Below are 19,033 nucleotides of genomic sequence, written 5' to 3' on the forward strand. Positions count from 1 at the left end.
TGCCCGGCTGCGCGGTGGTCGGGACCGCGCCATCCACGCATGGCGTGGATCTACTGTAGAGCCGAGCCCACGCTCGGCTGCTCTTCGGTACCTCAGCCGAGCATGGGCTCGGCTCTACCTCAGTCCTTGGTAACGCGGTTGATCTCGGCCAGGCTGGTAATGCCCGCCGCCGCCTTCTTCAACGCCGACTGGCGCAGATCGTTCACCCCGATCTGCTGTGCGGCCTCGGCAATCTGCAACGCATTGCCGCCAGCCAGCACGATCGTGGCGATCTCGTCGGTCATCGGCATCACCTGGTAGATACCCGTACGGCCCTTGTAGCCCTCGGTGCACTCATCGCAGCCGACCGCCTCGTACAGCTCGATACCCGCGTCCAGCTGTGCCTGGGTGAAGCCTTCGGCCAGCAGCGCATGCTCGGGCAGATTGGCCGGGCGCTTGCAGTTGTTGCACAGCCGGCGCGCCAGGCGCTGGGCGATCACCAGCGTCACCGAGCTGGTGATGTTGTACGGCGCGATGCCCATGTTCATCAGGCGCGCGATGGTCTGCGGCGCATCGTTGGTGTGCAGCGTGGACAGCACCATGTGGCCGGTCTGCGCAGCCTTGATGGCGATCTCGGCCGTCTCAAGGTCGCGGATTTCGCCGACCATGATGATGTCTGGATCCTGTCGCAGGAACGAGCGCAGGGCCGCGGCGAAGGTCATGCCGCGCTTGTTGTTCTGCTGCACCTGGTTGACGCCGGGCAGGCGGATTTCCACCGGGTCTTCGGCGGTGGAGATGTTGCGCGTCTCGTCGTTGAGGATACCCAGCGCGGTGTACAGCGACACCGTCTTGCCCGAACCGGTCGGGCCGGTCACCAGCACCATGCCGTACGGCTTGTGGATGGCGTCCAGGAACAGCTTCTGCTGGTCCGGTTCGTAACCCAGCTTGTCGATGCCCAGCTTGGCCGCGCTGCCATCCAGGATACGCAGCACCACCTTCTCGCCGAACAGGGTCGGCAGCGTGCTCACGCGGAAGTCGATCTGCTTGGTCTTGGACAGATTGAGCTTGATGCGTCCGTCCTGCGGCACGCGCTTCTCGGCGATGTCCAGCTGCGCCATCACCTTCAGGCGCGCGGCAATGCGCTGGTTCAACTTCACCGGCGCGCGCGCCACCATCTTCAGCAACCCGTCGATGCGCAGGCGCACGCGGTAGTCGTCTTCATAGGGCTCGAAGTGGATGTCCGAGGCGCCCTTGCGGATCGCGTCCACCAGCACCTTGTTGACGAACTTCACCACCGGGGTGTCATCGCCCTTGGCATCGATGCCGGCGTCGCCGCCCCCGGAAATGTCCTCGTCACCGCCGGACACATCCAGGTTACCAATGCCATCGTCGTCACCGCCCAGCGCGTCGCCCAGCGTGTCATGGCTGGCATGCCATTGCTCGAGCGTGCGGCGGATCTGGTCTTCATCGACCAGGATCGGTTCCACCACCAGATTGGTGTGGAACTTGATCTCGTCCAGCGAATGGGTCGGGTTGCTGGTACCCACGAACAGCTTGCCGCCGCGCTTGAACAGCGGCAGCACGTTGTGCTTGCGCAGCAGCTCCTCGCTGACCAAGCTCATCGCGTTCTGGCTGGCGTCGAACGTGGACACGTCGAACAGCGGCATGCCGAACTCGACCGCATTGGCGGCCGCCAGCTGGGCCGCCCCAACCACCTTGTTCTGCGCGAACCAGGTGGGCAGCGGCTGCCGGGCCGCAGCGGCCTTGGCCATGGCGTCGCGGGCGGAAGCCTCGTCCAGCGCACCATCCTGGACAAGGCGACGGGCCAGGCCGGTGATGCCGACGAGATTGGCGGTGGTTACGGCGTTCATGGGTGCGCTCCTACTCCTCGGCAGACTACCCCAACCATAGGTAGGCCGGAACCATTGGATGCTTCAACCATGCGGGCAGCCTTTCGGCGCGACCTCAACTGGCGCGCTGGTTGTACAAGCCCACGTGCCGGTGTCAGCGGCGTAGATGATAGTCACTGTCGCTGATTCCACCTTGCTGTTAACGCCTACAGCCTTCATGGTCGCAATAATCACGCACGGGACGCCATCTACCGCCTCTATGCCTTCAACATATTTGCCCGCCAAGACCGCGCTATCAGGCAGAACGCAGGAATTTGCGCCATTATTGTTGGCAAATTGTTCGGCGACGGGTGTTTTAAGCCCGCCCAACAGGACTACAGCCTCAGACAATTGAGTACGAGCGGTGTAGTCGTTGTATTGCGGAATTGCGATTGCCGAAAGAACGGCTATAACGGCGACTACGACCATCAACTCAATCAACGTGAAACCGGTCTGCTTGTTCATGGCGCTCCCCAATGCGCAGATCAAATGTTTGGATCGACCCTACCCCAAAAAAAAGCCCCGGCAGCGCCGGGGCTTTTTTGGCTGCGAAGCCCCAGCTTACGGAGCAGTGGCGCAAGCCTTAGGCTGCACTTCAGAGGCGGCATTGGTAGAGCACGCCCAAGCGCCAGTACCCGGAGTGAAGGTCAGAGTGACAGTCTTGCCGGCAGCCTTCGCATTCACGCCGTCGTCCTTCATGGTGGCGATGATAGTGCACGGGCTGTTACCGCCGGCTTCGACCGAAGCAACATACTTGCCGGTTTCCACAGCGTTCGCCGGAACCACACAAGAGGCAGCCGGATCGGAATCCTGAGCGAAAGCTTCGGCAATCGGAGTCTTCAGACCGCTGGCCAACGTATACGCCTCCGACATTTGGGCGCGCGCCGTGTAATCGTTGTACTGCGGAATCGCGATGGCCGCCAGGATGGCGATGATCGCAACGACGATCATCAGTTCGATAAGGGTGAAGCCCTTCTGGTTCTTCATTTGGTACATCCCCAAGATAGTGATGGTTGATGATCAGCGCATCAGGATCTTCCGGCCCGTAGGCCGGGTGAGCGGGTCCTGTGCCCTGCGGGTGGATCAACGCAGGTTGCGTGCCAACCCCGGCACGCCTCCCCTTGAATTTCCCCATGCCCATGATGGCATCAATTTCACGGATGGGAACCCCCCGTGTGCGAATCTGCGATGGACCCGGCAATGTGACGCAGTGCGTCACCTTTGGTCGGCGCCCGGCACGGATTTGCGCATTGTGCTGTCCACCAACTGCCCAGACGGCCCTGAACCCGCTACCATCGGCGGTTAGACGCCCGCCTGGGGATGGCGGGCCTTGGGGAGCCAACATGTCTGTCAGTCGCAGTGCGGTCAAGAAGGAGCCGGTGGCTCGCGCCACCATGGAGTTGCAACCGTTTGTCTGGGAGGGGACCGACAAGCGGGGCGTTAAAATGAAGGGTGAGCAGCTGGCGAAGAATGCCAATCTGCTGCGCGCTGAGCTGCGCCGCCAGGGAATCAATCCCGGACAGGTGAAGCCCAAGCCAAAGCCATTGTTCGGGGCCGCCGGCAAAGCGGTAGGCGCCAAGGACATCGCCTTCTTCAGCCGGCAAATGGCGACCATGATGAAGTCCGGCGTGCCGATTGTCTCGGCACTGGACATCATCGGTAGCGGGCACAAGAACCCGCGTATGAAAAAGATGGTCGATGGCATCCGGACCGATATCGAGGGCGGCTCCTCGCTGTACGAGGCCGTGAGCAAGCATCCGGTCCAATTCGACGAACTCTATCGAAATCTTGTACGCGCTGGCGAAGGGGCCGGCGTGCTGGAAACGGTGCTGGACACCGTTGCCACCTATAAAGAGAACATCGAAGGCCTCAAAGGCAAGATCAAGAAGGCGTTGTTCTATCCGGCGATGGTAGTTGTTGTAGCACTACTGGTTAGCGCCATCATGCTCATCTTTGTGGTACCGCAGTTCGAGGAAGTATTTCGCGGCTTCGGCGCAGACTTGCCAGCCTTCACTCAAATGATCGTCGGCCTTTCGCGATTCATGGTTTCTTGGTGGTGGTTGATGGCAATCATCGTAATAGGCACTGGGGTTGGATTCACCATGGCCTATAAGCGATCGCCAAAGATGCAGCACACCATGGACCGGCTGATCCTGAAGGTGCCGGTGATCGGCCAGATCATGCACAACAGCTCGATCGCCCGCTTCGCCCGCACCACAGCGGTGACCTTCAAAGCCGGCGTACCGCTGGTGGAGGCGCTGGGTATCGTGGCAGGCGCCACTGGCAACAAGATCTACGAAGAGGCCGTTCTACGGATGCGCGACGATGTTTCGGTGGGCTATCCGGTCAACATGGCCATGAAACAGACCGCACTGTTCCCGCACATGGTCATCCAGATGACGGGCATCGGCGAAGAGGCCGGCGCTCTTGATGCCATGTTGTTCAAGGTGGCCGAGTACTATGAGCAGGAAGTCAACAACGCCGTGGATGCCCTGAGCAGCCTGCTTGAACCGATGATCATGGTCTTCATCGGCGTCGTCGTTGGCGGTATGGTCATCGGCATGTACCTTCCCATCTTCAAACTCGGCGCCGTCGTCGGATAACACATACATGGCTTTTCTCGACCAGCATCCCGGCCTCGGCTACCCCGCCGCGGCCGCCTTTGGACTGCTGCTGGGCAGTTTCCTGAACGTCGTCATCCTGCGCCTGCCAAAGCGGCTGGAATGGCAGTGGAAGCGTGATGCGCGCGAGGTCCTGGAGGAACCGGACTTCTACGAGCCCCCACCACCGGGGATCGTGGTCGAGCCCTCGCACTGCCCGCACTGCAAGCACAAGCTGAGCTGGTACGAGAACATCCCGCTGTTCAGCTGGCTCATCCAGGGCGGCAAGTGCCGCCACTGCAAGGCGCCGATCTCGCTGCAGTATCCGCTGGTCGAGGCCCTGACCTCGGTGCTCGTGCTGGCCTGCGTCTGGCAGTTCGGCTTCGGCTGGCAGGGCTTCGGCGCCATCGTGCTGACCTGCTTCCTGATCGCCCTGTCCGGCATCGACCTGCGCACCCAGCTGCTACCCGACCAGTTGACCCTGCCCCTGATGTGGCTGGGCCTGATAGGCAACATCGACAACCTGTACATGCCGGCCAAGCCCGCCTTGGTCGGCGCGGCGGTGGGCTATCTGTCGCTGTGGATGGTCTGGTGGCTGTTCAAGCAGCTGACCGGCAAGGAAGGCATGGGCCACGGCGATTTCAAGCTGCTGGCCGCCCTCGGCGCCTGGTGCGGGCTGAAGGGCATCCTGCCGATCATCCTGCTGTCGTCGGTGCTGGGTGCCATCATCGGCTCGATCTGGCTGTACACCCGGGGCCGTGACCGCGCCACGCCCATCCCGTTCGGCCCCTACCTGGCCATCGCAGGCTGGCTGTATTTCATGTGGGGCGCGCCCGTGGTCGAGCAGTACCTGGTGATGAGCGGACTGCGCTGAGGGGAATCCCCATGAGCCGGTATGTGGTGGGCCTGACCGGCGGCATTGCCGCCGGCAAGAGCGAGGTGACCCGGCGCTTCGAGGCGCTGGGCATCGTGGTGGCCGACGCCGATCTGGCCGCCCGCGCGGTGGTTGCTGCCGGCAGCCCTGCCTTGGGCCGCATCGCCGAGCGCTTCGGCGCCGACATGCTGCTGACGGACGGCAGCCTTGACCGGGCGCGCTTGCGTGCCCACGTATTCGCCGATCCGGCCGAACGGACCGCGCTGGAAGCGATCACCCATCCGGCCATCCGCCTTCTGATGCAACAGCAGTGCGAGCAGGCCACCAGCCCCTACGCGATTGCCGCCATTCCGCTACTGACCGAGGTCGGTGGGCGGACCGCCTACCCGTGGCTGGACCGGGTGCTGCTGGTGGATGCCCCCGAAGCCGTGCAGCACGCCCGGCTGATGCAGCGCGACGGCATCGACGCCGCACTGGCCGACAAGATGATCGCCGCCCAAGCCAGCCGCACGCAGCGGTTGGCACTGGCCGATGATGTGGTGGTCAACGATGGCCACCCGGAAGACCTGCAGGCGCAGGTGGAAGCGCTGCATGAGCGGTACCTGAGGTTGGCTGGGAGTTGAGGCCGGGTTGCCGGCCAGCGGCCGGCACTACCGGAGCGACTCCACGCACGGCGGTGATCTACCGGGCGCCAGCGTGGAACTGCTGTAGAGCCGAGCCCATGCTCGGCTGCGATCATCAGGCCGAGCATGGGCTCGGCTCTACAAAGTGTTCTGCATCCACGCGTGGCGTGGACCTACTCCAGCTGCAGGCGGGCGTAGCGAGCCAGTTCCCGGGCGCCGAGCAGCAATCCATCGACGACATCCGGGCTGAGCTGCTGGTGGGCACCGCCCTGTTCGCGGGCGGCTTCGGCGGCGTGCAAGACCTGCATGAGTGCATTCAAGCCGGCCAGGGTGCGACTGAGGCCGGCCATGGTGGCCGCCTGGGCCGGGCTGAGACCCTCGGCCTCCAGCCGTCGGCCGTCGGCTGCATCGCGCCCGTCCATGCGGGCCAGTAGCGCGGGCAGCAGATCCCTGGGATCATCGAGCAGGGTTTCGATGCGCTCGGCGACGTCGGCGGGCAGCAGGTCGGCGGCTTCGCCGATCAGGGCGTGCAGCTGGGGAAACAAGGGGCGTGCGGACATGGTGAATCTCCTCGCAGTCGGCGGGCCACCTGCGGATGCGAGGTGGCGGACGGTGCGGGTTGGCGTACCGGAGGTCCGACATTCAGCAAAAAGACTCCAGCGGATTCTGATGAATCCCCACGCACCGCCCGCCGAAGCAAGGCACGCGGTGCATTTTCGACGACTGACCGAGGGTCAGTCGAAGATTGCTGAATGTTGGATTTTTTTCAGGACGCCAATCCCGGCCAGGGCACCTGCCCCGGCCGCCCCATCTGGCCATCACGCAGCGCTGTGATCTGTAAGGAAATTCTCAAGCCGCAGTTGGGTGCACGAATGCGTGCATGCGGACACGCGCGCGGCGTGGCGGCGATCACGGTGATGTCGTGTTGGGCTTCTGGCCCATCACGTCTACGAAGTTAATTCGATGGCACAAGCGACACAGGGCGCAACACGAAACCGGTGTAGAGCCGAGCCAATGCTCGGCTCCGGGAAGCCACCGCAGCCGAGCGCGGGCTCGGCTCTACAAAAGTGGAGAACCCACCAAAGCAGGGGCCCTTACAACGGCTTCGGCGAGAATGTCAGGGTGGCGATCACGCCGCGCTCGCCACCGGGGCGCACGCTCACCTGCCAGCCGTACAGATCGCACAGGCGGCTGACAATCGACAGGCCGATGCCACCGCCCTGCGAATGGCCGGCGTGCGTGCCGCGATAGCCGCGCTGGAACAGCTTGGCGGCATCCTCTTCGCTCAGGCCCGGTCCGCTGTCGGTCACCGACACCGAATTGCTGCCGACAAAGACGCGCACTTCGCCATCCTGCGAGTACTTCACCGCGTTGCCGATCAGGTTGCCCAGCGCCACCGACAACGCCGCCTCCGGCGCATCGATCACCAGGTTGCGCTCGCCTTCCAGCGCCAGCTCCAACGGCTTGCCACCCAACTGGGCGCGGTGGGCGTCCAGCAGCTGTTCGGCTACGCGCGCGACGTTGCTGGTGCCCTGCCCGCGTTCATTGCGCGACAGCAGCAGCAGCGCGCCGATCAGGTCGCTGCACTGCTGTTCGGCACGCTGGATGCGCTGCAGACGCTGCAGCACCTTCTCATCCAGGCCGGGCCGGGTCAGCAGCAGTTCGGTGGCGCCACGGATCACCGCCAGCGGCGTGCGCAACTCGTGGCTGACGTCGGCATTGAACTCACGGTCGCGCTGCACCACTTCGGTCAGCCGCGACGAATAGTCATCCAGCGCCTGCGCCAGCTGCCCCACTTCGTCATCGGGGAAACGTGGCGCCAGCGGCTCGGGCTCGCTCGTGCCGCCGCGATAGGCACGCAGCCGCGCGGCCAGGTCCGAAACCGGCTTCATCACCTTCGAGGCCGACCACCAGCCCAGCACCAGCGACAACAGGCTGAACACCAGCACCGACAGTACCAGCGCGCGGTTGAGCTGCTGCCCGCCGCGCACGCTGTCGGTCATGTCGTAGGCCAGGAATGCCCAGGCGTCGGGCGTCTTGCGCACGGCCAGCTTGTACGCATAAGGTTGCCCGCGCTCGTCCACCCCGGAGATGTTGTGGTTGCCATCGGGCAGCGCGGCCCAGTCCGGCTCTTCCTCGCGCAACGCCTCGAACTTGTCGGGTTTGACGAGGCGCGCACGCATCTGCTGCACGGGCAGGTCGGGGTTGCGATCCGGGCTCTCGTAGAACCGCCGCACATATTCGTTGATGTTGCGGTTCATCACGTCTTCGACCAGCTGGTTTTCCACGCGCATGCGGGCCCAGTTGGTGGCGAACGCGAACAGTGTCGTCAGGCAGAAGCCCAACAACACGAACGAGACGATGATGCGGCTGCGCAGGCGCCGCCGATACGGCGAACGCCGGCGCTCCCCCTTGGTTGCCACGGAATCAGGCTTCCGGGGTGGCGATGCGGTATCCGATGCCATGGCGGGTCTGGATCAGCGGCACTTCAAACGGCTTGTCGACCACCGCACGCAGGCCGTGGATGTGGACACGCAGCGAATCCGAATCGGGCAGCTCTTCGCCCCAGACGCGGGTCTCCAGTTCCTGGCGGGTAACCACGGCCGGCGCGGCCTCCATCAGGGCCTGCAGGATCTTCAGCGCGGTCGGGTTGAGCTGCAGCAGCTTGCCCTGGCGACGCACCTCCAGCGTGTCCAGGTTGTATTCCAGATCGCCGGTTTCCAGCACGCGGGTCTGCACGCCCTTGCCGCGGCGCGACAGCGCGTTCAAGCGCACTTCCACTTCCTGCAGCGCGAACGGCTTGATCAGGTAGTCGTCGGCGCCGGAATCGAAACCGGCCAGCTTGTTGTCCAGCGAGTCGCGGGCGGTCAGCATCAGCACCGGGGTCTGCTTGCGCGCCTCGTTGCGCAGCTTGCGGCACACTTCGATGCCATCCATGCCCGGCAGGTTCAGGTCCAGCACGATGGCGTCGAACTCGTGGACCACGGCCAGGTGCAGGCCGGTCACGCCGTCGGCGGCGAAGTCCACGGTGTGGCCACGATCCTCAAGGTAGTCGCCAAGGTTGGCGGCGATGTCGCTGTTGTCTTCGATTACGAGAATGCGCACTGGGACCTCTGGTTCTTGAAGGGTCGTCGGGGGGCCAGGCCCACCCGCTCAGGATGCCCCTGTGCGGGTGGACGCGACGTCTACCTGCTGAACGATACAGGTTCCATTCTTAACATTTCGTACCGACGGGGCGACACCGGGCAAGGCCCCTGCGTCGGCGGGTCAGCGGCTGATGCGCTGCTGGTCGGTCAGCGCCTGGCGGCTGTCTTCCTGGGCCTTGCGACGCTGGGCCACGGTCAAGCAGACACTGGTCGGCATGTTGCTGCCGGTCAGGCGCTCGCGGCGGCAGATCATGCGGCTGTCGGCCTGGGCGCGGGTCATGATGGTGTTGACGATCTCCTGCTCGTTGAACAGGTCGTTGCGCTCCTGCGGGGCCACTCATCCACCTTCTCACGGCCATTCATCTTGATCCGGATCCGGTTCAGCGCCTGCTGCACGCGGCTCTTGTCCTCCAGCCCGATCTCGCTGTAGTCCTCGCTGCCCATGGCCGTTTCAACGCGGCGGATCTGTTCGGATACGGGGGTGAAGGCATCCATCTGCACGGTGTCCTTCTGCGCCTTGGCCTGCACGGTGGCCACCAGGCCGAGCGACAGCATCAGGGCGAGCGTAGTGTTGCGGTACATGACGAGCTCCATGTTCGTCCATGAATAGGGTCTCGACTTTACGGTTGCGCCGATGCGTCCACAAGGGACGCACGGCAGGGTGACCGATGGCGGCCTGCGACCGGCCCAACCACGGTTACGGCTTGTAGTTGTTGAAGCGCTGGTTGTCGTTGAGCGTCTTGCGGCTGTCTTCCTGCGCCTTGCGGCGCTGGGCCACGGTCAGGCAGACGCTCTGCGGCATGTTGCTGCCGGTGGTGCGCTCGCGGCGGCAGACCATGCGGCTGTCGGCATGGGCGCGGGTCATGATCGTGTTGATCACTTCCTGGTCGTTGAAGATCTCGGTGCGGTCCTGCGGGCTCAACTGCTCCACCCGTTCGTGGTCGCCCATCTTGATCTTGATGCGGCCCAGTGCCTGCTGCACGCGGCTTTTGTCTTCCAGCCCGATCTCGCTGTAGTCCTCGGTGTTGATCGCCGTCTCAACGTTGCGGATCTGTTCGGCCACCGGTGCGTTGGCGTCGAACTTTACCTGCCCTTTCTCGGGCTTGGCGTGCGCGGTGGTGGCCAGTGCCAGGCCCAGCATCAGGGCGAAGGGGGTCATGCGCTGCATCGTTACCTCCAGGTTCTTCCATGAGTGGAACATCGGCCCTGCGGTGCCACCGATACGCCGTTACGGCACCCCGGTGGACCGAAAGGCGGTGCGGTCAACGCCCAGCGGGCGGTGGGCTGAGCGTGTTGTAGCTGCGCTGGTCGTTGATCAGCGCCTTGCCTTTCTCTTCGATCCGGCGCCGTTCGGCCACGGTCAGGCAGCGGCTCCTGGGCATGTTGCTGCCGGTGGTGCGTTCGTACCTGCAGATCTGCCGGCTGTCGTCATGGCCACGCGCCATCAGGGTGTTGATGCGTTCCTGCTCGTTGAAGACCTCGGCCTGCAGCTGCGGCGGCAGCTCCTGCACGGTCTGGCGTTCGCCCAGGTGCTGGCGGATACGCGACAGCGACTGCTGCACCTGGCCGCGATCCTCGGCAGACAGCTCGGCGTAGTCGGGGGCGGCCAGCGCGGCTTCCACCTGGCGCATCTGCTCGGCGACCGAGCCCTGCCGCTCCATCTGTACGGCGACCTTCTCCGGCTTGGCGGCAACAGCGCCAGACAGGCCCAGCAGCAACGCGATCGTCATGATGCGGTACATCGCCAACCTCCCGATCCATCCCGGAACGAAGGGCCAACTCTACGACCGTCACGCGGCCTCCACAAGAGACCTTGGGCACAGAGCCGACAGGCATAAAAAAGGCCCAGACGGTGCACCCGCCTGGGCCTGAAGTCGTATCCCGATACCGATCCTGCTGAGAGGCAGAGCTGCGGTTCGCTGAAGCCTACGCCGACGCCGATTAAAGCCTCGTTAAAGCCTTGGCTCATTCACCCATGAGAATCTCAACCCCATGAATAATCAGGGCTTTTTGATCTTCTCTACGTGTTCGATGATGCGTGTGGCCACGTCGACCCCGCAGGCCGCTTCGATGCCTTCCAAACCGGGCGTGGAGTTGACCTCCAGCACCAGCGGGCCGCGCGCGGAGCGGATCAGGTCCACGCCGCACACCGACAGGCCCAACGCCTTGGCCGAACGCACCGCCACCTGCTGCTCGGCGCGGCTGGCCTTGGCCGCCACGGCGGTGCCGCCAGCGTGCAGGTTGGAGCGGAAATCACCCTCCGGTGCCTGCCGCTGCATCGACGCCACCACCTGGTCGCCCACCACAAAGCAGCGCAAGTCGGCGCCCTTGGCCTCGCCGATGAATTCCTGCATCAGGAAGTTGGCGTACAGGCCGCGCAGCGCTTCGACGATGCCGCGCGAGGCACTGGCCTTCTCGGTCAGGATCACGCCGCGCCCCTGGGTACCTTCGTTGAGCTTCACCACATGCGGCGGCGGACCGAGCATGGACAGCAGGTCGACGGTGTCATCGGGGTTGTCGCCGAACACGGTGACTGGCATGTCGATGCCCTTGGCCGCCAGCAGCTGGTGCGCGCGCAGCTTGTCGCGCGAACGCAGGATGGCATCGGACGGATTGGGCGTGCGTGCGCCCATCAGTTCGAACTGGCGCAGCACGGCGGTGCCGTAGCGGGTGATCGAGGCGCCGATGCGCGGAATGACCATGTCCACGCCGGTCATCGGCCGGCCCTTGTAGTGCATGGAAAAGCCATCGGCGGCGATGCGCATGTAGCAGCGCAACGGGTCGAGGATGCGCACGGTATGGCCGCGCGCGCGCGCCGCCTCGACCAGCCGACGGGTGGAATACAGGGAGCTGTTGCGGGACAGGATGGCGAGCTTCATCGCGGCGGGATCGGTCGGCAGGCGCGAAGCATAGCGCGGGCGTGTGGCGGGCGGATGATGCCCGTCGCCGACGATCTCGAACGTTGTGGATGAAGCTTCAGCTGTCCCGTTCAGCACTGGCCTGGAAGCCACGGGCCGCTTCGCCCAGCGCCGCCACGCAGGCCATCTGCAGGGCAGAATTGCTGAACGCCTGCTGGTAGATCTGCTCGAGCAGTTTCGCGGCCTTGGGACCACCGGCACGCCCGAGCGCGCGCACGGCCTCAAGCTGCTTGTTCGAGCCGACGCCGGCTGAAAGAAAGATCCGATGGATGCGCTCGACGACGTCGTTCCGGCAGTTCATGGAAGGCAGCTCCTGATCAGTATCCGCTCACGCTAGCTGCTCAGCGCCGGCCTGCCCATGGGAAAAGTTTGAAGCGTTACGCGCCCCTCCGCAGCGCCTCTAGGACTTCTACGAAAATGTCGCTTTCGGCTGGAAGCAGGCGAGCGTGCCGATCACCATGGAAGCTCCTCCCAAAGCGGAAATCCCGATGTCGAAAATGGAGCAACTTGCACAGAAGCTGCAGCAGTCCGCACACGCGGAGCAGGCCAGGGCCGCCGCTGTCGAAAAGCAGTACCAGGACTGGATCCAATCGCTGCATGTGTTGTTCGACACCCTCGAACGGTGGCTGCAACCGTTGGTGCAGGCGGAGGTGGCCACGCTGCGTCGGGACACGGTCACCATCACCGAGAATCCGTCATCCGGGGAACTGAAAACCTACGCGGCCCCCGCACTGACCCTGAACGTCAATGGCAAGGCCGCCGCGATCAAGCCTCTGGCCCGCTTCTGCTTCGGCTGCCAGGGACGGGTGGATATTCTGGCCCGGGAAAACCAGTGGCACCTGACACGGCACTTGGAGCCGGACGAGGTCTGGTACCTGCACACGCATGATCGCGCCCAGGGACGCGTGCTGGACGCGGACGCGTTGGCCGCGGTGTTCGCGGCGTACTGAGGCGGTCTGAAGGAACCTGCGCGGCGGAAACGCGGCGCGGTCTTGAAGGATGGAGCGGGCGATGGGAATCGAACCCACGTCAGTAGCTTGGGAAGCTACAGCTCTACCATTGAGCTACGCCCGCAGTGCGCGGTGAAAGTCTATGCGGTTGGGCCGGTAGAGCGCAATGGTGGCCACCGCATCCGCGAGGGGTCAGAGCCCTTTCCTTGCGGAAAGGGATCCGACCCCGGCGGTTGCTGCTTAGAACGTGCCGCTGAAGTTGGCGAACAGGGTGGCGTCCTGCGCGCGCTTCTGGCCGGTCGACGCGCTCAGGCCGAAGTTGCTCTGCAGGCCGAACAGTTCGGTGCGGGCACCCAGCACGACGGTGGCGTAGTTCTTGTCGAACTTCAGGCCCGGCACGCGGTAGCTGCCCAGTTCCGGCAGGGTCTGCAGCCAGGCGCTGGCCTGCTTGGTGTCCTCGAACTCGTGATCGTAAGTCACCTGCGCATACGGCTTGAGGGTGCCGCCATCGAAGCGGGCCTGCCAGCCAATGCGGCCGACGGTCGAATCGACGTTCTGGCGGTCATAGCCCAGTGCAGTGGCCAGGGTGCCGGCCGCGGCGCTTTCGGTGTAACCGTCGATCTTCACCTTCTGCCAGATCACCGAAGCGATCGGGCCGTGGCGGAAGCCGCCTTCAGTGCCGAACTCGTAACCGGCGTTCAGGGCGGCGGTCAGGTTGCTGCCGTCCGGCGAACCACCGTGCTCACGGGTGGCCGGGCCCAGCTGGACCTTGCGGTTCACGTCATAGGACAGCCAGGTGTAGCTGACCTGACCGTTCACCCAGATGCGGTCGCCGTACCAGCCAGCGAACAGACCGGCCGTGGTGTCCTTCTGCGTGAAGTCGCCGCGGTTGTTGCCGAAGTCGGCGTTGAGGCGACCGAAACCGGCGAAGCCGCCGAACACCATGCCGTCGCGTGCCCAGTCGATACCGAACAGACCGGCCGGGGCCAGCCCGTCGTACAGGTCGGCGTGGTCGTAGCGCTGCAGGTCGCCCCGCACGCCACCCCACCAGGACAGGCCGTCAGCCGGACGACCGCCCAGGTGCATGCTGACCTGGTCGGCGCGCGAGCGGCCGATGGTCTGCGCCGAGTGGCTCAGCACCTGCTGCAGGCGCGGCGCTTCCAGCACCGAGACCGCGTACTGGCCCAGCAGCTGATGGCCGGCGGTGGTCGGGTGCACGCCATCGGCGAACAGGTAGGTGTTGGCCGCATCCGGGCTGACGTAGCTGGTCGGGTTGCAGGTCAGGATGCTCTGCGTCGAGTTGGCCGGATCGATCTTGCAGGCGGTGCTGGTGACGTTGGTGAAACCGTACATGCCCGGGTTGGCGGTCACTTCACGCAGGATGCTGAAGGTATCGAGCGGAATGAACTCGATGCCCGCCTGCTTCAGGCCACCGTACAGGGCCTTGTTGTAGCCGGCCGACAGTGCGGTGGCGGCGGCGGCATTGGGGCCGCGGAACTGTGGGGTGATGCCCACATCCGGCAGGTTCGGTACCAGCACGTACTGGGCGCCGGCCTGCTTCAGCGCACCCACCAGCGCGATCTGGTCGGTGACCGCTGCGCCGATGATGCCCTGCACCTGGGCCTGCGAAGCGCCACCTGCCGCCGCACGGGTGGCCGCGAACAGATCATTGGCACCTCCCCATACGGTGTACAGGGCGTTGCCGTCAGCCTTGCCACCGTTCGCGGCAAGGTAGCGGGTTGCTTGCGACTTCAGCGACGGAATCACGCCCAGGCCACCGGCCTCGTCCACCGACACGCGGGCACCGCCGACTGCATAGTTGTCACCGCTCTGGCCGTTGCCGTTGGCGGCGCCATTGAGGCCATAGTAGTTGGCGACCTGCTGCGCCCACACCCAACCGGGGTTGGTGGTGAACTGGCCGGTGACCGGACGCACATCGGCCGGCAGCAGCGGGCGGAAATAGCCGGCGTCGGTCAGGCTGTCGCCGAAGAACACGGCCTTGGAATACGGGGATTCGCCTGCCATGGCCGGAACCGCGGCCAGCGCGATCGCGGCCGCCATCAGGGAGCGGATCGGGCGTTTGCTGAGCAGCATGTAAGAAACTCCTGTGGGGATATCGTTGAGGACCCGGCGGACGTACGCCGGCGCACGGTGAATGGTTTCACTGCGCCGCGTATTGCTCACGCTGCGCCGCCGCATGGATTGTCGCCCGGCAGCGTCGGACAACGCTGTGCCGGGGCTGGCGGCCGAGGCAATTTGCAAGGGTTCCGATCCGCGAAGGCCATAGGCGACAATGCGGCGATGAACATCCAGCTCAACGGCGAACCCCGTACCCTGCCCGCCTCGGCGACCCTCCACGATCTGCTGCAGGCCGAGCAGTTGCTGCAACGCCGGGTCGCGGTCGAGGTCAACGGCGAAATCGTCAGCCGCAGCCGCCACGGCGAGCACGTGCTGGCCGAAGGCGACGTGGTGGAGATCGTGCACGCGCTGGGTGGGGGCTGAGACCTGCGCGGGTGTTCAGGGGTCAGATCCCTTTGCCGGTGGCAAAGGGATCTGACCCCACGCTCGACCCCGCCCTCTACGTGACCCCATCTTCAGGCGGATAAGCGATAATCGCGCCATGAACGTTCATGTCTCCCCCGATTCGCTGGTGATCGCCGGCAAGACCTATGGCTCGCGGCTGCTGACCGGCACCGGCAAGTTCAAGGACCTGGAAGAAACCCGCCTGGCCACCGAGGCCGCTGGCGCCCAGATCGTCACCGTGGCCATCCGCCGCACCAACATCGGGCAGAACCCGGGCGAGCCGAACCTGCTGGACGTGCTGCCGCCGGAGCGCTTCACCATCCTGCCCAACACCGCCGGCTGCTACACCGCCGAGGACGCGGTGCGTACGTGCCGCCTGGCCCGTGAGCTGCTGGACGGCCACAACCTGACCAAGCTGGAAGTGCTGGGCGACCAGAAGACCCTGTACCCGGACGTGATGCAGACCCTCAAGGCCGCCGAGCAGCTGGTCAAGGACGGTTTCGAGGTGATGGTCTATACCTCCGACGACCCGATCCTGGCCAAGCGCCTGGAAGAGATCGGCTGCGCTGCGGTGATGCCGCTGGCCGCGCCGATCGGTTCGGGCCTGGGCATCCAGAACAAGTACAACCTGCTGCAGATCATCGAAGACGCCAAGGTGCCGATCATCGTTGATGCCGGCGTGGGTACCGCGTCGGACGCGGCGATCGCGATGGAGCTGGGCTGCGACGGCGTGCTGATGAACACCGCCATTGCCGGTGCGCGCAGCCCGGTGCTGATGGCCAGCGCGATGCGCAAGGCGGTCGAGGCCGGCCGCGAGGCCTTCCTGGCCGGGCGCATCCCGCGCAAGCGCTACGCCAGCGCCTCCTCGCCGGTGGACGGGCTGATCGGCTGATGACCAATCCTTTTGACAGCGCAGGTTCCAAGGCCCCGCCCAAGCCCTTCACCGTGAGCGAGGGCCGCCGCGAGGTGCGCAGCTTCGTGTTGCGCCAGGGCCGTTTCACTCCCGCCCAGCAGCGCGCATTCGACGAACGCTGGCCGCGCTTCGGCATCGATTACAACGGCCAGCCGCGTGACCTGGACGCCACCTTCGGCCGCCCGGCACACAAGGTGCTGGAGATCGGCTTCGGCAATGGTGCCGCGCTGCGCTTCGCGGCCCAGCACGACCCATCGCGCGACTATATCGGCATCGAGGTGCACGCCCCGGGCGTGGGCCGGCTGCTGAACGCGCTGGCCGAGGACAATGCCGACCACGTGCGCCTGTACCACCACGACGCGGTGGAAGTGCTGCAGAACGAGATCGCCGACGGCGCGCTCGATGAAGTGCGCATCTACTTCCCGGACCCGTGGCACAAGAAGCGCCACAACAAGCGCCGCCTGCTGCAGCCGGCATTCGCCGAACTGCTGGTGCGCAAGCTGCGCCCGGGGGGCCGCCTGCACTGCGCGACCGACTGGGAAGACTACGCCGAGCAGATGTGGGACGTGCTCGACGCCACCGCCGGGCTGGTCAACCGCGCCGGCCCGCGAGGCAGCGTGCCGCGCCCGGACTGGCGCCCGCAGACGCACTTCGAGACCCGCGGCCAGAAGCTCGGCCACGGCGTCTGGGACCTGCTGTACGACCGCACCTGACGATCGCCTGAGGACGCCGCGCCCCACATGGATACCGCGCTGACGCTGACCAACGACATGAAGCTCGTGCTCGGGCTGGTCGGCTTCACGATGGCGATGTTCCTGTTCGAGCGCATCCGCGCCGACGTGGTCGCGCTGGTGGTGCTGGTGGTGCTCGGTGTCACCGGCCTGATCGCACCGGAGGAGATCTTCGGCGGTTTCTCCGGTAACGCGGTGATGAGCATCATCGCCACCACCATCCTCGGTGCGGGCCTGGACCGCACCGGGGCGCTGAACCGGCTGGCGGCCTGGCTGCTGCGGCGCGGCCACGGCGTCGAGCAACGGCTGCTGATGATGACCACCGCCATCGCCGGCCTGAACTCGTCCTTCATGCAGAACCCGTCGGTGATGGCGTTGTATCTGCCGGTCGCCTCGCGACTGGCGGCGCGCACCGGGCTGACGATGCAGCGCCTGCTGCTGCCGATCTCGGCGGCGATCGTGATGGGCGGCGCGCTGACCATGGTCGGCAATTCGCCACTGATCCTGCTGAACGATCTGCTGGCCTCGGCCAACAACAACCTGCCTTCCGGCCTGGCCACCATCGAGCCGCTGCGCATGTTCGCGCCGCTGCCGATTGGCGTGGCGTTGCTGATCGCTTCGTTGCTGTACTTCCGCTACTACGGTGACCGCAAGCTGATCGAAGAGGAAAGCCTGGTCAATGACGGGGTCACCCCGGCGCGCACCGAGAGCTACTTCGCCAAGACCTATGGCATCGAAGGCGATGTGTTCGAGCTGGTGGTGACCGCCGAGAGCCCGCTGGTGGGCATGACCCTGGGCGAGGCAGAGACCCTGCACGATGCGCCGCTGCTGCTGGCGCTGAAGACCGGCAACGACACCCGCCTGGCGCCGCCGGCGGAGATGCGCATCTGGGTCGGCAGCGTGCTTGGTGCGATGGGACCGCGCCAGCAGATCAGCGACTTCGCGCAGAACCAGTTCCTGCGCATGTCCTCGCGCCTGAAGCACCTGGGTGACCTGTTCAACCCCAGCCGCGCCGGCATTTCCGAGGCAGTGGTGCCACCGACCTCGAACGTGATCGGCAAGAGTGCGGCCGATCTGCGCCTGCGCAAGGAGCGCGGCATCAGCCTGCTGGCGATCAACCGCGACAAGCAGGTGATCCGCGAGGACGTGCGCGACGTGCAGCTGCGCGCGGGCGACATGCTGGTGTTCCACAGCATCTGGACCGACCTGGCGCAGGCCGCGCGCAGCCGCGACTTCGTGGTGGTGACCGACTACCCGACCGGCGAGCAGCGCCCGCACAAGTTCAAGATTGCGATGGCGATCTTCGCGCTGACCATCCTGATCGCGCTGACCAGCAAGCTGCCGGTGGCGCTGACGCTGATGACCGGCGTGGCCGGCATGCTGCTGACCGGCGTGCTGCGCATGGACGAGGCGTATGCCTCGATCAACTGGAAGACGGTGTTCATGATGGCCGGGCTGATTCCGCTTGGCTGGGCGATGGACTCCAGCGGCGCGGCCGCATGGGTGGCCGGCCATACCATCGACAAGCTGCCGACCGGCATTCCGGTGTGGGTGCTGGAGGTGGCGCTGGCGCTGCTGACCACGGCGTTCTCGCTGGTGATCAGCCATGTGGGTGCGACCATCGTGATGGTGCCGATCGCGGTGAACCTGGCACTGGCAGCGGGGGGCAACCCGACCGCGTTCGCGCTGATCGTGGCGCTGTCGGCGTCCAACAACCTGATGACGGCCTCCAACCCGGTGATCTCGATGATCACTGGCCCGGCCAGCTACACCCCGCGCGAGATGTGGCGGGTCGGCGGCCCACTGTCGCTGATCTATACCTGCGTGGTGGTGCTGATGATCAACCTGATGTTCTGAGGGTTGGGTTTGTTGGCAGGGCTGCGCCCT

The 19,033-nt window shown here is 65.2% G+C and carries 19 protein-coding genes, 1 tRNA gene and 1 pseudogene; 8 read left to right on the forward strand and 13 right to left on the reverse strand.

All coding sequences use genetic code 11. The annotated features are described in order from the left end of the window. Positions 1-119 precede the first annotated feature (119 nt). The 3 genes from pilB to AC2A1N_RS14650 all read right to left on the reverse strand — a co-directional run bounded on the left by pilB (position 120) and on the right by AC2A1N_RS14650 (position 2,855). The gene (pilB, locus tag AC2A1N_RS14640; RefSeq protein ID WP_242891979.1) at positions 120-1,850 is read right to left on the reverse strand and encodes a type IV-A pilus assembly ATPase PilB; all 1,731 of its coding nucleotides are present in this window, start codon (positions 1,848-1,850) and stop codon (positions 120-122) included. Between the two features lie 63 nt (positions 1,851-1,913). Continuing rightward, entirely contained in the window at positions 1,914-2,333 is a 420-nt protein-coding gene (locus AC2A1N_RS14645; RefSeq protein ID WP_242891981.1) for a pilin, read from the reverse strand. A gap of 96 nt (positions 2,334-2,429) precedes the next feature. Continuing rightward, positions 2,430-2,855: a pilin gene (locus tag AC2A1N_RS14650; RefSeq protein WP_242891984.1), complete on the reverse strand. Its 426-nt coding sequence runs from the start codon at positions 2,853-2,855 to the stop codon at positions 2,430-2,432. A 356-nt stretch (positions 2,856-3,211) separates the two neighbouring features. Between AC2A1N_RS14650 and AC2A1N_RS14655 the strand changes: the two genes are divergently transcribed. The 3 genes from AC2A1N_RS14655 to coaE are packed head-to-tail and all read left to right on the forward strand — an operon-like array spanning position 3,212 to position 5,965. Beyond that, on the forward strand, positions 3,212-4,471 hold the full coding sequence (locus tag AC2A1N_RS14655) for a type II secretion system F family protein (RefSeq protein ID WP_242891986.1): 1,260 nt from the start codon (positions 3,212-3,214) through the stop codon (positions 4,469-4,471). A 7-nt stretch (positions 4,472-4,478) separates the two neighbouring features. Beyond that, positions 4,479-5,342 (forward strand): prepilin peptidase, encoded by an 864-nt coding sequence (locus AC2A1N_RS14660; protein ID WP_242891989.1) that lies wholly within the window; start codon positions 4,479-4,481, stop codon positions 5,340-5,342. Positions 5,343-5,353: 11 nt separating this feature from the next. Continuing rightward, positions 5,354-5,965: a dephospho-CoA kinase gene (gene coaE, locus AC2A1N_RS14665; protein ID WP_242891991.1), complete on the forward strand. Its 612-nt coding sequence runs from the start codon at positions 5,354-5,356 to the stop codon at positions 5,963-5,965. A gap of 173 nt (positions 5,966-6,138) precedes the next feature. Here coaE and AC2A1N_RS14670 read toward each other — a convergent pair whose 3' ends face one another. The 8 genes and pseudogenes from AC2A1N_RS14670 to AC2A1N_RS14705 all read right to left on the reverse strand — a co-directional run bounded on the left by AC2A1N_RS14670 (position 6,139) and on the right by AC2A1N_RS14705 (position 12,330). Further along, a complete protein-coding gene (locus AC2A1N_RS14670) occupies positions 6,139-6,525 on the reverse strand; it encodes a hypothetical protein (RefSeq protein WP_053499205.1) in 387 nt (128 codons plus the stop codon). A gap of 534 nt (positions 6,526-7,059) precedes the next feature. Beyond that, positions 7,060-8,430, reverse strand: a complete 1,371-nt coding sequence (locus tag AC2A1N_RS14675) for a sensor histidine kinase (RefSeq protein ID WP_061479297.1) — start codon at positions 8,428-8,430, stop codon at positions 7,060-7,062. Further along, complete coding sequence (locus tag AC2A1N_RS14680; protein ID WP_005410804.1) at positions 8,393-9,070, reverse strand: response regulator transcription factor; 678 nt, start codon at positions 9,068-9,070, stop codon at positions 8,393-8,395. Before AC2A1N_RS14680 ends, AC2A1N_RS14675 begins: the two co-directional genes overlap by 38 nt. 162 nt (positions 9,071-9,232) lie before the next feature. Beyond that, positions 9,233-9,693 (reverse strand): annotated as a pseudogene (locus tag AC2A1N_RS14685) (hypothetical protein). A 115-nt stretch (positions 9,694-9,808) separates the two neighbouring features. After that, the gene (locus tag AC2A1N_RS14690; RefSeq protein WP_111202060.1) at positions 9,809-10,279 is read right to left on the reverse strand and encodes a hypothetical protein; all 471 of its coding nucleotides are present in this window, start codon (positions 10,277-10,279) and stop codon (positions 9,809-9,811) included. A 94-nt stretch (positions 10,280-10,373) separates the two neighbouring features. After that, on the reverse strand, positions 10,374-10,853 hold the full coding sequence (locus tag AC2A1N_RS14695) for a hypothetical protein (RefSeq protein ID WP_242891993.1): 480 nt from the start codon (positions 10,851-10,853) through the stop codon (positions 10,374-10,376). Between the two features lie 258 nt (positions 10,854-11,111). Further along, the gene (rimK, locus tag AC2A1N_RS14700; protein ID WP_005418651.1) at positions 11,112-11,990 is read right to left on the reverse strand and encodes a 30S ribosomal protein S6--L-glutamate ligase; all 879 of its coding nucleotides are present in this window, start codon (positions 11,988-11,990) and stop codon (positions 11,112-11,114) included. A 97-nt stretch (positions 11,991-12,087) separates the two neighbouring features. Further along, on the reverse strand, positions 12,088-12,330 hold the full coding sequence (locus AC2A1N_RS14705; protein ID WP_061479300.1) for a hypothetical protein: 243 nt from the start codon (positions 12,328-12,330) through the stop codon (positions 12,088-12,090). Positions 12,331-12,475: 145 nt separating this feature from the next. On the opposite strand from AC2A1N_RS14705, the gene AC2A1N_RS14710 reads away from it, so the two are divergent. Beyond that, positions 12,476-12,979, forward strand: a complete 504-nt coding sequence (locus AC2A1N_RS14710; protein WP_134968673.1) for a hypothetical protein — start codon at positions 12,476-12,478, stop codon at positions 12,977-12,979. A gap of 50 nt (positions 12,980-13,029) precedes the next feature. On the opposite strand, the gene AC2A1N_RS14715 is transcribed toward AC2A1N_RS14710, so the two are convergent. Together AC2A1N_RS14715 and AC2A1N_RS14720 are read right to left on the reverse strand one after the other, a co-directional pair. Continuing rightward, positions 13,030-13,103, reverse strand: a tRNA-Gly gene (locus AC2A1N_RS14715). Positions 13,104-13,219: 116 nt separating this feature from the next. Further along, on the reverse strand, positions 13,220-15,073 hold the full coding sequence (locus AC2A1N_RS14720) for an autotransporter outer membrane beta-barrel domain-containing protein (protein WP_134968674.1): 1,854 nt from the start codon (positions 15,071-15,073) through the stop codon (positions 13,220-13,222). Positions 15,074-15,280: 207 nt separating this feature from the next. Between AC2A1N_RS14720 and thiS the strand changes: the two genes are divergently transcribed. From thiS to AC2A1N_RS14740, 4 genes are all read left to right on the forward strand, one after another. After that, a complete protein-coding gene (gene thiS, locus AC2A1N_RS14725) occupies positions 15,281-15,481 on the forward strand; it encodes a sulfur carrier protein ThiS (protein ID WP_005418796.1) in 201 nt (66 codons plus the stop codon). A 118-nt stretch (positions 15,482-15,599) separates the two neighbouring features. Then, positions 15,600-16,394, forward strand: a complete 795-nt coding sequence (locus tag AC2A1N_RS14730) for a thiazole synthase (RefSeq protein ID WP_005418798.1) — start codon at positions 15,600-15,602, stop codon at positions 16,392-16,394. Then, on the forward strand, positions 16,394-17,128 hold the full coding sequence (gene trmB / locus AC2A1N_RS14735; protein ID WP_053501092.1) for a tRNA (guanosine(46)-N7)-methyltransferase TrmB: 735 nt from the start codon (positions 16,394-16,396) through the stop codon (positions 17,126-17,128). The genes AC2A1N_RS14730 and trmB overlap by 1 nt, the downstream gene beginning before the upstream one ends. Before the next feature lie 27 nt (positions 17,129-17,155). Beyond that, a complete protein-coding gene (locus AC2A1N_RS14740) occupies positions 17,156-19,003 on the forward strand; it encodes an SLC13 family permease (protein WP_242892001.1) in 1,848 nt (615 codons plus the stop codon). Positions 19,004-19,033: the final 30 nt, after the last annotated feature.

It is taken from the genome of Stenotrophomonas maltophilia group sp. SKK55, from assembly GCF_057179845.1.